Below are 15,604 nucleotides of genomic sequence, written 5' to 3'. Positions count from 1 at the left end.
TTGCACACCAATTTGTCACACTCCGCTATGCCAAGCCCCGACCCCGATTGCGTCTTTTGCGATATTATCGCAGGTCGGAATCCGCATGAGATCATTTATGAGGACGCTGAATATCTCGGCTTTCTCGATCGATATCCTCTAAATCCCGGACATACACAGTTCATTCCGAAGCACCATGTTCGCTGGGTGTGGGATATGGACCGGGCGGATATCGGGTTCTTGTTTATGAAGGTCCGGCGAGTTGCAAGGGCCCTCCAAACGGTATTCAACACGGAGTGGGTCATCGCAGATACGGGTGGTATTGGTGTTCCCCATGCGCACGTGCATCTTGTCCCGAGGTTCGAGGATGATGGCCACGGTGAACTTCCCGATCCAAAAATCTTGCGGGAGATTCCGGACCATGAGATGGCCGATATTGCCCGAAGGATTCGTGCTGAAATAGAAAGGACTCCTGCCTAAATGTTGATTAGTCAAACACCGCTTCGTATTAGCCTCGCCGGAGGCGGTACGGACCTTCGAGCCTATTACAAAGACTCCGATGGGTTCGTGGTTTCCACCGCGCTCGATAAGTATGTCTATGTGCTGATCAAGGAGCGCTTTGACGACAAGATCTATCTGAATTATGCCGCGCGCAAGGAAATCGTCGATGACATTTCCGAAATTCAGCATGAACTCGTTCGCGAAGCTGGACTTTTTGCGGGCCTGCGGAATGGCTTCGAACTTGCAACCTTCGCGGATATTCCATCTGAGGGTTCTGGACTCGGCTCCTCGAGCAGTTTGACCGTTGGGTTGCTGAACGCGATGTATACTTTCCGTGGCCGGCAAGTCACGCACGATCAGCTGGCCGAAGAAGCCTGCGCGATCGAAATCGAAATTCTGAAGAAGCCAATCGGCAAACAGGACCAATACATTGCGGCGCACGGCGGACTGTGTGGAATCACGTTTCATGGATCCGAACGCGTCACGACCGAGCGCCTGGACCTCACCGAGCGCGAGCGCCACTATCTCGGGCAGCACTTCATGCTGTTCTTCACTAACATCACCAGGCAGGCATCGACAATCTTGACGGAGCAGCGGGAAAAAACCGGTGACAATCGCCAAAGTCTGCAGGCGATCCACGCACTCGGCAAAAAGGTCGAAATTGCTGTTCGAGCTAAGCGATTCGATGAGATCGGCGAGGTACTCGACGAAAATTGGAGGCTGAAAAAACAACTCGCAAGCGGAATAACAACTTCCGAAATCGATCAGATGTACGATCGCGCTCGGAAAGCCGGGGCGCTTGGAGGAAAGCTTGCCGGCGCTGGCGGTGGTGGCTTCTTGCTGCTCTATGTCAAGCCGGAGAATCAAGCCAAAGTCCGCGACGCCCTTTCCACATACCGGCAGATGCCGTTTATGCTCGATAATTTTGGCGCGACAATTATTTTCAATCAACGACGCTATCAGTGGTAGATGCTCCAGATTTATTTTTTGCGACACGGTCAAACAGCGTCCAGCCGCGAGAACCTCTTCTGTGGCTCCGGAACAGATATCCCGCTGACCGAGCCGGGCCAGGTAATGGCTCGCGAGTTCGCGGAATTCTACAAGGATACTGCATGGAAAGCAATCTACCATTCGCCACTCGAACGAACTCGGGTGACAGCCGAGATCATCACTACAAATTCCGGCATCCAGTTGCAGCAACGCGACAATCTGACCGAAATTGGTTACGGAGCGTGGGAAGGAAAATCGGTCGAGGAAGTTGACCGAACATATCATGATGAGCACGTGAGTTGGATCGCCGATCCCGCGTGGTATCCACCGACTGACGGCGAGTCGGCCATTGCTGTCTCTCGGCGCGCACTCTCTGTTATTCAGGAAATTCGAGATGCATTTCAGGATGGGAAGGTCCTCATCGTCTCACATAAAGCCACCATTCGAATCGCGCTCTGCGCACTCATCGGCATTGATGTCGGACGATTTCGTTATCGTCTCGCATGCCCGGTTGGTTCGGTGAGTATTGTTCAGTTTGGAGCGCATGGTCCGCTCATCGAGCAAATCGGTGACCGCTCACATCTAAGCGAGCAGCTCAAAAATCTTCCCGGCACATAAATCTTTGGCGCATAGCCTCTTTCAATCCGCCTCGCGATCGTTGTTCGTTTCGCGGCGATCATCGGATTCTTCGTTTCGCTGACGGGTCTGGATGACCAATAAAGCGAGTTGCGTCGCAACATTTTGAATTCGCAGAATTCGCTCCACCCGGTCAGAGGCCTCCCAGTTAGAATTCGTATTCGACGGTTCCATATTGAATGATTGGTCTATTAACTAAGCCGTAATTCCTCAACTCCAGGGCCAAACCGCACCGAGAATCCGTTAAAATATAAACATTCAGCGAAACTTTAGCTGTACTGTATGGCCTTTTTCCACTGAAGTTTGCATTGGGATGATTTAGCTCATCCAGCCTGTTGCCAATCCTACACCCATGACCTTTCCAGAATACCTCAGCTATTTCAATCAGTCGCTCAGTTCCCTCGACTCCACAGAAGTCGCCCGATTCATCGAGTTGCTTATGGACGCCTACGATCATGATCGCACGGTGTTCGTCATCGGCAACGGTGGCAGCGCTGCCAATGCCTCGCACTTTGCGAATGACCTTGCCAAAGGCACCCTCTACTCCAAGGACCAGCCCAAGCGGCTCCGAGCACTCTCGCTCACGGACAACGTCGCCCTCATGACAGCGTATGGCAACGATGATGGCTACCATACAATCTTCGAGCAGCAACTGCGCACCCTGGCCCGCCCCAATGACATCCTCATAGCCATTTCGGGCTCCGGCAATAGCCCCAATATCATCCATGCGATCGAATGGGCCAATGCCAATGGGATGCATACGGTCGGTATAACAGGCTTTGGTGGTGGCAAGCTCAAGCAGATCGCCCAGTCTTCCGTCCACGTCCCGCTTAATGACATGTGTACGTCCGAAAGCGTCCACTCGGTGATCTTCCATTACGTCGCCCTTGAACTCCAGAAGCGCCTCCGCGCCGAGCAGCCAGCGTGACCTGAATCGTGCTGTCTTCCAGACACGTCCAATTATTTTATATTACGTTTTGGGAAATTATTCATGAAGCAGTTTACGGTGTCGCTTGGACAGTTACAACTTTTCGCATTGCAAATATGCAGCTCCCGCTTCAATTTTCGTAATTCGTCATTCGTAATTCGTCATTGATGAAGAGAACCCCCTCCACCTAATATAACGAGGTTCGACCCATCCGGCATCGCATATTTTAGATGAATTCTGCAACTTTTTATCAGCTGGATGGTGTACCGGCGAGTTGTACTCACCGACCCTCACTTCCGCAGAATCCCGAGCGCTGGCCTGAAGGCCATACTACAGCGGCAAAACCCTCTCCCCTTTCGCTGTGTTGCAGGCGATTCGTCATGAAATCGAGTCGATAACCCGCTAAGCCGTGAGGCGACCGTAGTGGATTGGCAGAAGCCGGAGTGGCGAAATTGGCAGACGCGCGAGACTTAGGATCTCGTATCGCAAGATGTGCAGGTTCAAGTCCTGTCTCCGGCACCACCACCTAGTGGATAGTGGATAGATGATAGTGGATAGATGATAGTGGATAGTAATCATTGGAAGTATTTTGAGGGCGGCCATGTCGGCGAGCGTACTAAGAGACAAATCGTTTAAGTTCGCAGTGAGAATTCTGAAGCTTCACAAGCACTTTGTAGAAGTGAGGAAGGAATACACGCTTTCGAAGCAACTCTACCGCTCCGGGACTTCTATTGGCGCGAACGTCGAAGAGGCTTCACAGGCGGAATCGCGAGCCGATTTCATCCACAAGCTCAGCATCGCCCACAAAGAGGCGTTTGAAACACATTATTGGATTCGACTTTTTAAGGAAGGAGATGTGCTAACCGCTGTGGAAGCCACTTCTCTGCTAACGGACTGCGAAGAATTGCTCAAAATGCTTACTGCCTCCATCAAAACCGCGAAAGCCGGACCCAAAGATAGTTGATAGTGGAGAATGGATAAAGCCTTCGCACACCGTGCTACCACTATCCACCATTAACTATCCACTATCAACTATCCTCTATCCACTTTTTTCGATCAACTACGATATTGACAACTACTATACACGAGCGCTCGGCGATTCAGCGCGAGCTTGAGATCACCGTCGATGAGGCTGAACTTCAAACAGCCTTCGACGAAGCCTACAAGACTATGCGATCGCGCGTGGCACTGCCGGGATTTCGTCCTGGCAAAGCGCCGATCAGCATGGTGAAGAAATTGCACGGCGATGCCATCGAAGGTGATGCGCTCGAGCGTCTGGCACAGGAGAAATTTCGCGAGGCGGTCGAAGAACTCAAGATCGAACCCATCGGCGCGCCCGTCATGACCGATTTGCATCGGCATGCCGGTGAAGGCGCGCATTTTCATATCATGTACGAGATCGCACCAACGATCGAATTGCAGGATATGAGTGGCATCGAAATCGAAACCCGCGAGTATCCCGTGGGCGATGAGGATGTGACGCGCGCTATCGATCGACTCCGTTTCCGGCGTGCCGAGCGGATTCCCGTCGCCAAGATCGAGACAGAGCAGACAATCGCGAAGCTGAGCTTCATGATGGTCAATGCTGCAGAAGGCCAACCGCGCTCGGCCTCGGAAGATGAAATCTATCTCGCCGAGCACGATATTTTGCCAGAGCTAAAGCAGGCGCTCATTGGCAAAGAAGTTGGCGAGACGCTGACGATCGATTTGCCGACCCAGCACCGCGATCATAGCGGCCCGCACGATCACACTCCGGAGCCTGCGGAAATTACGATCCTTGGCGCGGAGCGCGTGGAGTTGCCCGAGCTAACCGAAGACTTGATTAAGGACCTATCGGGTGGCAAGGCTGCCACTGAGTTGGAACTTCGTCAGGATGTCCGCAAAGAACTCACGGAAGCCCGCGACCGCGCCGCAAAAGAAGACGTGGAGGAACGCATTGTTGCGAAGATGCTCGAGCTGCATCAGTTCGAAGTGCCCCTGACCATCGTGCGTGCCATTCTCGATCAGATGCTCGAAGAGCGGCAGCAGATGAACGTTCAGCGCAATTTCCCGCCGAATTATGGCATTGACGAGGAGGAATTCCGCGAGCGAAATCGTCCCATTGCCGAGGCGCGCGGCAAATGGGTGTTACTGCGCGATAAACTGGTCGAGTCCGAAGCGATCGAAGCAACTGACGAAGACTTTGAAAAGCTTGCGGAGGAAGAAGCCGCCAAGTACGGCCTGCCAAAAGAGAATCTGCTTAAGTATTATCATAAACAGGACTCGATCAAAAACCGCATCGTCAGCGATAAACTCGGCAATCGACTGCGTGAGATGGTGAAGCTTGTGGAGAAGCCGGTAGAAGTAGCCGCATAAACGGAATGCCCCTCGAAATATACAATACGCTCTCTCGCAAGAAAGAACGCTTCGTGCCATTGCGCGAGGGGCACGTCGGCATGTACTTTTGCGGGCCGACGGTCTATGGGGATGCTCATGTCGGACATGCGAAGGCGTATATCACGGCCGACATCGTTCATCGTTATCTCGAATTCCTGGGATATGATGTAACCTACGTGCAGAACATCACCGATGTCGGCCACATGACCGATAACGATGATGTCTCCGGCGAAGACAAACTCGAAGTCCAAAGCCGCAAGGAGAAAAAGCATCCGATGGAGATCGCCGAGTATTACACGCGGCGATACTACGAGGACATGGATGCACTGAACGTGCAGCGTCCCGACATCGCGCCGCGCGCCACCGGCCACATCATCGAGCAGATCGAGATGGTCAAGGAGTTGATCGCAAAAGGTTTTGCATACGAGGTGGAGGGCAACGTCTATTTCGATGTCGCGAAGGACAAAGAATACGGCAAGCTCTCCGGCCGCAAGACCGAAGACCAGGAATCGAGCGGGAGAGTCGAGGCCCGGACCGACAAGCGCTCGCCCAATGACTTCGCACTGTGGAAGCGCGCCGAGAAGGGTCATATCCTTCACTGGCCATCGCCTTGGGGCGAAGGATTTCCGGGCTGGCATATCGAGTGCTCCGCAATGTCCATGAAGTACCTCGGTGAGACATTCGATATTCATGGCGCCGGACTCGAAAATTCTTTTCCGCACAACGAGTGCGAGATCGCCCAATCCGAATGCGCGAATGGTAAGCCGTTCGTCCGCTATTGGATGCACAATAACATGGTGACGACCGGCGGCGTAAAGATGGGCAAGTCGCTGGGAAATTCGGCGTACTTGCGCGATCTCTACAAGCAATACGATCCGCTCTCATTGCGGTTCACAATTCTGCAGTCACACTATCGCGGGACGACGGAGTTCGTGCCCGCGGCGATAGCTTCGGCAGATGCAGGCTACCAAAAACTTCTCGGAAGCTATGGAAGGCTTGCTGAAGCGACGGAGCCAACTGAAATTGCATCGCTGGATCGAAATCATCCGATCGTTCGGCAATTTATCGAGGCGATGGATGATGACTTCAACACGGCCAAGGCAATTGCCGTTATTTATGAGCTTGCGACGGAAACGAATAACGCGCTGACGTCCGGCGCGAAGGATGCGCTCTCCAAACTGCATCAGATTTGGAAAGCACTTGCTGGTGATGTCCTCGGCATTCTTCCAACCAACACCTCCGGTCATTCTGATTTGTCCGATAAGTTCGACAGCGTTATCCAACTCCTGATTCGCCAGCGCAAAGACGCCCGCGCCCGGCGCGACTTTGCAGCGAGCGATGCGATTCGAAACGAGTTGGACGCTGCCGGCATCATTCTCGAAGATAACAAAGAGGGGACGACTTGGCGGTTGAAATGATTATCGAGAGTGCGAAGAAACGCCACCCCAACAGTTTGCGGCAATCGCGTTTCAATTGTAGTGGCGCGGTTTCCGCGCCTGCTTCGGAGTAGCGGAAGCTTCCTATGGAAGACAAGCGCCGGAAGAATTTCAGATTGAAAGATTGCGACTACCGCTCGCCCGGTTATTATTATGGTACGTTCTGCACTCAAAACAGAGAATGCATCCTTGGGGAGGTTCCTAATGGTAAAATGGTCTTGAATGAGTTCGGTAATATCGTCAATCGCATCTGGCATACCCCCCCAGCATTTTCTAAACGTCTCTATCGATTGGATGCAGATAATGCCGAACCATGTCCATGCAATCATAATCATTGAGGAAGACGAACGGACGATAAGCGCTGATCCTAAACCGTTTGCCGGTCGAGCTGCTCTTGGTCAGGTCGTCGGATACTGGAAGTATCAATCAGCAAAGGCCATCAACGCCCAGCGAGGAGAGATTGCACCGGTGTGGCGATCTAACATGTTCGAGCATGTCATTCGAAATGAAGGCGAATTGCGACTGATTCGAGCATATATTGAAAATAATCCAGGGGCTTAGTTCGACGAGATTGAAAACCCGATCAATCTTGCTCGTCTTCGAGAGGCCGAATCTCGACGAAGAGTTAGAGATTCTCTTCTGCCAGATCTAGGCCGAGTCTATTCCGAGGCAGGCGCGGAAACCGCGCCACTACAGGCAGGACATCGTATCATGTCTGAGTTAGACGGGGAAACCTCGCCGCTACAATAAGGGTTAACCCTCCCCCATTCCAAACCCAACTTTCCCATGAAATTCCTACGCAGTTGCGTCCTACTCATTCTTGCGTCCGCATTTGTTTTTGCGGGCACGGCCTCGGCCCAATTCAAGGCTGAATCGCACACGTCGGGCGGATACAAATATGTTTCCGTTACTGGCGATCCTCTGGGCGCCCGGATTTACACACTGAAGAACGGCCTGACGGTCTATCTCAGCGTGAACAAGACCGAGCCGCGCATTCAAACCATGATCGCGGTCCGCGCCGGTTCGAAAATGGACCCACCGGATGCGACAGGACTCGCGCACTATCTCGAGCACCTGCTATTCAAGGGGACGGATAAATACGGCTCGCTGGATTACGCAAAAGAAGGGCCATATCTCGACGAGATCGAGAGTCTCTACGAGACATATCGCGGAACACGCGATACCATGCAGCGCAAGGCGATCTATCATGCGATCGATTCCGTCAGTGGAGTTGCTGCGAAGTGGGCGATCGCGAATGAGTATGACAAAATGCTATCCGCGCTTGGCGCCACCGGCACGAATGCCTTCACCTCGGATGAGCAGACCGTCTATATCAATGACATTCCATCGAACCAGATCGATAAATGGCTGACCATCGAAGCGGAGCGATTTCGCCATCCGGTGCTGCGACTGTTCCACACGGAACTCGAAGCCGTCTATGAGGAGAAGAACCGCGGCCTCGATAACGATAACGAACTCGCGAACGAGGCGCTCATGGCCGCAATATTCCAGAAGCATCCGTATGGTCAGCAGACAACGATTGGCACGATCGAACACTTGAAGAATCCTTCGATCAAGAAGATCAAAGAGTTCTATTCCAAGTGGTATGTGCCGAACAACATGGCGCTCGTCATGTCTGGCGATTTCGATCCGGACCAGGTCATACGCATGATCGATGCGCACATGAGCGAGTGGCAATCGAAGTCCTTGCCCGATTGGGTTTCGCCTACGGAAGTCGATCTCAAACAACCCGCAGTCCGCGAGGTCTATGGCCCGGACGCCGAATTCGTGCAGATGGCCTGGCGCCTGCCACGCGTCAACACGCACGAAGCCGATCTTATGCAGATGATGGACATGATCCTGTCCAACTCCACCGCCGGACTGATCGATCTGAATTTAAACCAACAGCAAAAGGTCTTGAATGCGTATTCGTATCAGCAGGCCATGAACGATTACAGCGTTCATATTCTGGGTGGCAAACCCAAGGAAGGCCAATCGCTCGATCAGGTCCGCGATCTGTTGCTGTCGCAGCTCGAATTGGTCAAGAAGGGACAATTCGACGAAAGCTTACTGCCCGCGATCATCAATGATTTCACGATCAGCCGGTTGCGAACGAATGAAGACAACGGTGGGCGGGCCTTCACAATGATGGACGCATTCATTCGGCATACGGACTGGACGGACGAGGTGGAGCATATCAATGCACTCGCGAAGATCACGAAGCAGGAGATCGTCGCTTTTGCGAACAAGTATTACGGCGATGACTATGCGATCGTATATAAGCGCTCCGGCGAGCATCGCGGGATCGAAAAAGTGACGAAGCCCGCGATCACGCCCGTCGAAACAAATCGTACGTCGCAGTCCTCCTTTCTGAAATCGATTCTGGACATGCCGGCCCTTCCGGTTACGCCACACTTTCTCGATTTCAAGCATGACATCACCGAGACCAAGCTGGCCAGTGGCATCCCGGTTTATTACTTGCACAACAACGAGAACGATCGGTTTACGTTGTATTACGTCGTGGAAATGGGTCGCCGGAATGATAAGAAGCTGAAGTATGCGCTGGATTATCTGAACTATCTTGGCACCGATAAGCTGGCGCCAGAAGACATCAAAAAGAAATTCTTTGCACTCGGATCGAGCTTCAATGTCAATGCCGATAACGACGAGGTCTCCGTTTCACTGACAGGCTTGCAGAAGAACTTCGCGCCAAGCGTCGAGTTGTTCGAATCACTTCTTGCAAACGCTCAACCCAACGAAACCGCCTTGAAGGATTACGTTGGCCGGACGATCAAGTCCCGCATGGATGGCAAAAAGAATAAGGGGACCATCCTTTGGTCGGCGCTCCGCAATTATGCCGTCTATGGCAAGACGAATCCACAGACGTATGATTTAACCAACAACGAGCTGCAACATTTATCTGCAAGCGAACTTGTCGACCGCATTCACACGCTGACGTCATACAAGCACCGCGTGCTGTATTATGGTCCGGCACAAGTGAATGCGCTCGTCACAGTATTAGATCATCGACACCACTTCCCGAATGCTGGCCGCATTGCGCCAACTCCGGTGGATTATGTCCATCAAGATACGAAGACTAACAAAGTCTACTTCGTCGATTATGACATGGCGCAAGCGGAAGTCATCATGGTTTCGAAAGGGATGCCGCATTTTGAACCGAACAAGCAGCCTGTGATTGGTTTGTTCAACGAGTATTACGGTGGCTCGATGGCTTCGATCACGTTCCAAACGATCCGCGAATCCAAAGCGCTGGCCTACGCGGTATGGAGCAGCTATCAAGTTGGCAACAAGAAGGATGAGCCATACTCGATTTTCGCCTATGTTGGCTCGCAGGCCGATAAATCCCCGGAGACAATGAAGAGCATGTTCGAACTCCTGAATGATATGCCACGGGCAGACAAGCTTTTCGAGCAATCGAAGGAAGCACTCGTGAACACCCTCTCAACCGAGCGGACGACACGTGAAGGTATCCTCTTCGCCTACGAACGCGCTCGTAAGATGGGGTTGGACCATGACCTCCGAAAGGATGTCTTCGAACAAGCCCCGAAGCTTACGTTCGATGACATCGAGGCATTCCAAAAACAAAATATTCAGGGTCACCATTATACGATCGCCGTGCTCGGATCCAAGAGCAAGGTTGATATGAAAGATCTTGCGAAGTATGGCGATGTGCAGGAGTTAAGCTTGGACGAGATATTTGGGTATTAGACCACCAGTACGCTGATTCTAGCTGATTGAGCCGATGGCCGGGTAGTGAACAGCCTATCAGATTGATCAGCTAAAATCAGCGTAATCCAGGTTTAGTGTGCCTCGAACCATGTCGGCCCGATGCCCGCTTCGACATCGATCGGCACGACCATCGGCATCGCGTTCGACATGAGTCCCTTGACCAGGGGCATCATCTCGTCGGCTTCTTCTGGCACAACATCGAATACTAGCTCATCGTGGACCTGCATGATCATGATGCTCCGCATGTTGCGGCGGGCCATTTCACGATGGATGTCAATCATCGCGAGCTTCATCATGTCGGCAGCCGTACCCTGAATGGGCGCATTGATCGCAGCGCGCTCATCGGCCGAACGGACGGCCTGATTTGCTGCCGAGATATTTCGCATGTACCGACGGCGTCCAAGTAGTGTTTCCACGTAACCGTTCGTGCGTGCGAACTTGATCGTGTCGTCCATGTACTTCCGAATCAGCGGAAACGCCGCGAAGTATTTCTGGATGATCTCGGATGCTTCCTTCTGGGTAATGCGGACGTTCCTCGCAAGACCGAATGCACCGATCCCGTACATGATACCGTAGTTCACACCCTTTGCCTTGCCCCGCATTTCGCGCGTAACCTCTTCGAGCGGCACACCAAAAATTCCTGCGGCCGTGCGAGTGTGGATATCCTGACCTTGCGAGAATGCTTCGATCAGACCGGCATCGCGCGTGACATGCGCCATGATTCGAAGCTCGATCTGTGAGTAATCCGCCGAAAGAATCTGGCCATGCTTGAACCGCGATACGAACGCCTTACGAATGTCGCGGCCCATCTCCGTCTTGATCGGAATATTCTGAAGGTTAGGATCGGTCGATGAAATACGACCCGTGGCGACGACCGCCTGATTGTAGCTCGTGTGCACCATACCCGTCTTTGGGTTCACCATGCGAGGAAGTGCATCGACATACGTCCCACGCAACTTCTGATACTGCCGGTAGGAAAGAAGACACTCGGCAATTGGATGCTCGTGCCGTAAGTCTTCGAGTACGTTGGCGGCCGTCGAAAGACCCGTCTTTGTCTTGCGTCCCGATTGCAGTCCGAGCTTTGTGAAGAGTATCTCCTGAAGCTGTTTCGGCGAATCGATATTGAATGGCCCACCTGCATACTCGTAGATCTGCCGGCAAAGGTTCTCGGCTTCGCGCTCCATCTCCTTGCTTGCAAGTCCGAGTAGTTCCGAATCGATCTTGACGCCGTGATATTCCATTTGCGTCAGTACCTCTACCAGCGGGAATTCTACGTCCTTACAAAGCTTTGCAACATTCACTTCTTCGAGCTTCGGAGCCAGGACATGCCGCAACCGGAGCGTGACGTCCGCATCCTCAGCGCCATATTTGGCCAGCTTCACAGTCGGCGCGATGGCCATGCTGCGACGGGCCGTGCCATCCTTTAGTTGCCCGACCACATCCGCCAGCGGCACGGGCCGATATTTCAGATGCTCGATCGATAATGCGTCCATCGAATGCGAACCATCGAACCGATAGAGATAGGCCGCGATCATCGTGTCGAAGGTCAGCGGCCGCATATGGACGCCATTATGCCGCAGCAAGAGCGCATCGTACTTGATATTCTGTCCAACCTTCCCGATATGCTCGTTTTCCAGCACAGGCCGCAGCACATTCAATACGTCGGCAAGCGGCAGGCCCATTGTGAGCGCATTTTCGGCGCTCGATGGCGGAGTATGTTCGAATAGCGATGTGGCATCGATGTCCGAGCCGATATCCGGCAAGTGAATCGGAATATAGAATGCCTCCCCCGGCTTGACTGCGAACGAGATACCGATGATCTCCGCCGTGTTCGCATCTTGTCCGGTCGATTCCAGATCGACGCAGAATTCGTGCTGTTCGGCTAGGAGCTTCGCAAGCTCATGCACGCCTTCAATCGTGCGGATCATCACATAGGCATGCGGCCACGAGTGAATATCCTGTTCCTCCGTCGATGGTCCAACTGCGAAATCGAACGCTTCGAGTTGCTCCTCTTCGGTACGCTCTTTAGTTGTGTCCTCCGGCGCAAGCGCCATTTCCAGCGTTTGGGAAGATTCCGATTTGAGCAAGTCCTCCTTCAGTTGGTGCAGCCGGTTTGCCAGCGACTTAAACCCAAGATCGTGCACCAGCAGGTCGAGCGCATCGAAATCGGGCAGGACACCATACCGAATACCTTCGAGCGTGAGCGGTAGCGTAACGCTCGTGTCGATCGTCGCAAGTTCATAAGAAAGGAATGCATTGTCGCGCTCGTTTGTGAGCTTGTCCTTGATGCCCTTCTTGTCGACTTCAGCAATGTGTTCGTATAGATTCGCAAGCGAGCCAAACTTTTGCAATAGTGGCGCAGCAGTCTTTTCGCCAATGCCGCGCACACCAGGAATATTATCGCTGGCATCGCCAACGAGCGCGAGATAGTCGATGATCTGCTTTGGCTCGAGGCCGTACTTTTGCCGGACCATCTCGGTATCGTAAATTTCCATTGCGCCACCATCACGAGATGGACGCAGAATCTTGACGTGATCCCCAACCAACTGGCAGAAATCTTTATCCGGCGTGACGAGCAACGATTCCATTCCCGCTTGCTCCGCCATGCGGGCCAGCGTGCCGATGATGTCATCCGCCTCGAAGCCCGGCACTTCAATCATCGGGATCCGGAAGGCGCGGATGATCTCTTTGATCTTCTCCAACTGCGGAGGAAGATCGTCAGGCATCGCCTGCCGTGTTGCCTTGTAAGCCTCGAACCGCTTGTGCCGAAACGTAGGATGTGGCGTATCGAAGCAAACCGCAGCATAAGCCGGCGCATGATGATCGAGAAATTGGAACAACGCCGTCATGAAGCCATAGACCGCACTCGTGTTCTCGCCTCGCGCATTCGTCAGCGGCCGCGTGATAAACGCAAAATACGCCCGATAGGCAAGCGCCATCGCATCGAATAATACGACGAGCGGACGGCCATCAGTGGTGTGGTTGGGTAGCTTCATCAGACGATAAACTTAAACCTGCTGTCATACTTCCCGCCCGCGAACTTCACGCAACAGGGGCGGCAGGCATAGCGCAATGCGCGGCGCGTTTTATAGCGATGCTCCCGCTTGCAGTTCGGACAGTGTACGATGACCGGATAATTCCGCTCGACGTACCGCACTCGCTTCGCGGCAAGCAACAGCGTCATCGGCGCTTTTCTTCCGCTGCCACCGATTCTGACGAGCAATTCATAGAATGCCGCCGAATGTGCCTGATACACGATATGGGCGATCTCATGCAATAGCGTCTCGTTGAACTCCCCCTCACCGTGCTCGACAGTCATCGCGAACGAAATACCGATCTCGTGCCGCGTCTTGTTGTAGTAGCCTCCGGTCGAGCGATTGCAGAACCGAATCACCGGTCTCGGGTACCGACCGGCGAAATGCTTCTCGTTCAGCCGATCGAATTGGTGGTATGCCCCGGCCAGAATCCCGCTCAGCCGAAACAGCCAGTAGAAATCGTTGCCGAGATCGAGATGCTCGATCTTCTCCGGCTCGATGTTCAGCCGTTCGAGCTTCTTGCGATAGGCCTGCAATAGCTCAATCTCCGATCTGCCGCCGGCAGGGGATTTCTTTTTGACCTGTCGGCGCGGAGCCAGCCAGCGAGACGAAATGTTCAATGACGAATGACAAATGACAATTGGAAGTCGGTCACATCGTCGAACACGTTCCGTAGCGCCAGAGTGCTGCTGACGCTTGTCATTTGTCATTTGTCATTCGTCATTAGCACCCGCGCCCAGACCGTCGCCAACTACTCCGGCGAGTTCCTCCAGCTTGGCGTCGGAGCCCGATCGCTTGCGCTCGGCGGTGCTGGTGCCGCCATTAGCGAGGACGCCACGGCCGGATACTGGAACGCCGCCGGACTCGGCGCGCTGACCTTCCCCATGGTCACTGCCATGCATGAGTCCCGCTTCGATGGCACCGTGCAGTACAACTATGGCGCGCTCGCCGTACCGCTCGATGCCCGGACAACCGCGGGCCTCTCAATCCTTCACATCGGCATTAGCGGCATCCTCGATACCCGCAATGCCCTGGTCGATGCCAACCTGAACGGTCAGCTCGATCCCACCGAGTACCTTGATTACAACAAGGTCTCGCAATTCAGCAACTACGACTGGGTCGCGTTGCTCTCTTTTGCTCGGGCCGTCGATCCCACGCTGTCGTGGGGCGTCAACGCCAAGATCGTCTACCGCCGACTCGATCCGCAGACCACCGCATCGGGCCTCGGTTTCGATCTCGCGGCCCGATACAAGCCGTGGGACGCTCTCACGCTCGGGGCCGTCGCGCAGGACATCACGACCACCCTGCTTTCCTACTCGACGGGCCGCAAAGAACTCGTCTCGCCGACCCTCAAACTTGGCGCGGCGTATACCTGGCAAATCACTGCCGATGGCGCGCACCGCCTGATGCCCACACTCGATGCCGACTTGCGATTCGAGTCGCGTGGCTCCATCGCGCAGGTCCATGCCGGACCGATTTCCGCCGATCTCCATGAAGGCCTCGAGTACCAGTTCAAAAATCTTTTTGCACTGCGCGGCGGATACAATGACATGAACATGTGGAGCGTCGGCGCCGGCATCAGTTTTTCAAAGCTCCACATCGACTACGCCTATCTCGGATTCAACGGCCAGGACCAACTCGGCGCCACCCACCGTGTCAGCCTCTCCTTCCTCCTCGATCAACCCAAGTGGAAGCGTAAAGGGGAGTAGCTCCCAATTTGTCATTCCCGCGAAATGTCTGCCTCCAATTGTCATTCCCGCGAAGCGTTGGCGCGAGCCGGGAATCCAGGCCCCTTCATCCTTCATCCTTCATCCTTCCTCCTTCCTCCTTCATCCCTTGTATACTGCTCACATTCTGTAGCAGCCTTTGTTACGGTATATAAACCGCAACAGACGGAGTGTAGCAGAAGCGTGGTGAACTTCACCGTTCCTTAGCGGCGATACTGTTAGATGCATTATCGACCCTGTTCCGGA

The 15,604-nt window shown here is 53.6% G+C and carries 12 protein-coding genes and 1 tRNA gene; 11 read left to right on the top strand and 2 right to left on the bottom strand.

Translation table 11 applies throughout. The features are described 5' to 3' along the window. The first annotated feature begins 27 nt into the window (after positions 1 to 27). From Q8902_06360 to Q8902_06315, 10 genes are all read left to right on the top strand, one after another. Entirely contained in the window at positions 28 to 459 is a 432-nt protein-coding gene (locus Q8902_06360) for an HIT family protein (protein MDP4199173.1), read from the top strand. Next, positions 460 to 1,449: a GHMP kinase gene (locus Q8902_06355; GenBank protein ID MDP4199172.1), complete on the top strand. Its 990-nt coding sequence runs from the start codon at positions 460 to 462 to the stop codon at positions 1,447 to 1,449. Beyond that, the gene (locus tag Q8902_06350; protein MDP4199171.1) at positions 1,450 to 2,088 is read left to right on the top strand and encodes a histidine phosphatase family protein; all 639 of its coding nucleotides are present in this window, start codon (positions 1,450 to 1,452) and stop codon (positions 2,086 to 2,088) included. Between the two features lie 370 nt (positions 2,089 to 2,458). Next, positions 2,459 to 3,034 carry an SIS domain-containing protein gene (locus Q8902_06345; protein ID MDP4199170.1) on the top strand — a complete coding sequence of 192 codons (576 nt, stop codon included), beginning with the start codon at positions 2,459 to 2,461 and terminating at the stop codon, positions 3,032 to 3,034. A gap of 437 nt (positions 3,035 to 3,471) precedes the next feature. Beyond that, a tRNA-Leu gene (locus Q8902_06340) sits at positions 3,472 to 3,556 on the top strand. 79 nt (positions 3,557 to 3,635) lie between these two features. Further along, positions 3,636 to 3,998, top strand: a complete 363-nt coding sequence (locus Q8902_06335; protein ID MDP4199169.1) for a four helix bundle protein — start codon at positions 3,636 to 3,638, stop codon at positions 3,996 to 3,998. Between the two features lie 104 nt (positions 3,999 to 4,102). After that, the gene (gene tig, locus Q8902_06330; protein ID MDP4199168.1) at positions 4,103 to 5,389 is read left to right on the top strand and encodes a trigger factor; all 1,287 of its coding nucleotides are present in this window, start codon (positions 4,103 to 4,105) and stop codon (positions 5,387 to 5,389) included. Positions 5,390 to 5,394: 5 nt separating this feature from the next. Next, positions 5,395 to 6,828: a cysteine--tRNA ligase gene (gene cysS, locus Q8902_06325; GenBank protein ID MDP4199167.1), complete on the top strand. Its 1,434-nt coding sequence runs from the start codon at positions 5,395 to 5,397 to the stop codon at positions 6,826 to 6,828. Positions 6,829 to 7,149: 321 nt separating this feature from the next. Beyond that, positions 7,150 to 7,407 (top strand): hypothetical protein, encoded by a 258-nt coding sequence (locus Q8902_06320; protein ID MDP4199166.1) that lies wholly within the window; start codon positions 7,150 to 7,152, stop codon positions 7,405 to 7,407. Between the two features lie 225 nt (positions 7,408 to 7,632). Next, positions 7,633 to 10,575, top strand: coding sequence for an insulinase family protein (locus Q8902_06315; GenBank protein ID MDP4199165.1), 2,943 nt, complete (start codon positions 7,633 to 7,635; stop codon positions 10,573 to 10,575). Between the two features lie 92 nt (positions 10,576 to 10,667). Here the strand turns inward: Q8902_06315 and polA are convergent, their stop codons facing one another. Together polA and Q8902_06305 are read right to left on the bottom strand one after the other, a co-directional pair. Then, on the bottom strand, positions 10,668 to 13,592 hold the full coding sequence (polA, locus tag Q8902_06310; GenBank protein ID MDP4199164.1) for a DNA polymerase I: 2,925 nt from the start codon (positions 13,590 to 13,592) through the stop codon (positions 10,668 to 10,670). Then, entirely contained in the window at positions 13,592 to 14,251 is a 660-nt protein-coding gene (locus Q8902_06305; protein ID MDP4199163.1) for a hypothetical protein, read from the bottom strand. Before Q8902_06305 ends, polA begins: the two co-directional genes overlap by 1 nt. Positions 14,252 to 14,257: 6 nt before the next feature. On the opposite strand from Q8902_06305, the gene Q8902_06300 reads away from it, so the two are divergent. Continuing rightward, complete coding sequence (locus tag Q8902_06300) at positions 14,258 to 15,340, top strand: PorV/PorQ family protein (protein ID MDP4199162.1); 1,083 nt, start codon at positions 14,258 to 14,260, stop codon at positions 15,338 to 15,340. Positions 15,341 to 15,604: the final 264 nt, after the last annotated feature.

It is taken from the genome of Bacteroidota bacterium (assembly GCA_030706745.1).
In the GTDB taxonomy this organism is placed as follows: Bacteria; Bacteroidota; Ignavibacteria; order Palsa-1295; family Palsa-1295; genus PALSA-1295.
Note: the sequence above shows the minus strand (reverse complement) of the source record. Positions and strands in the feature narration are given on the sequence as shown.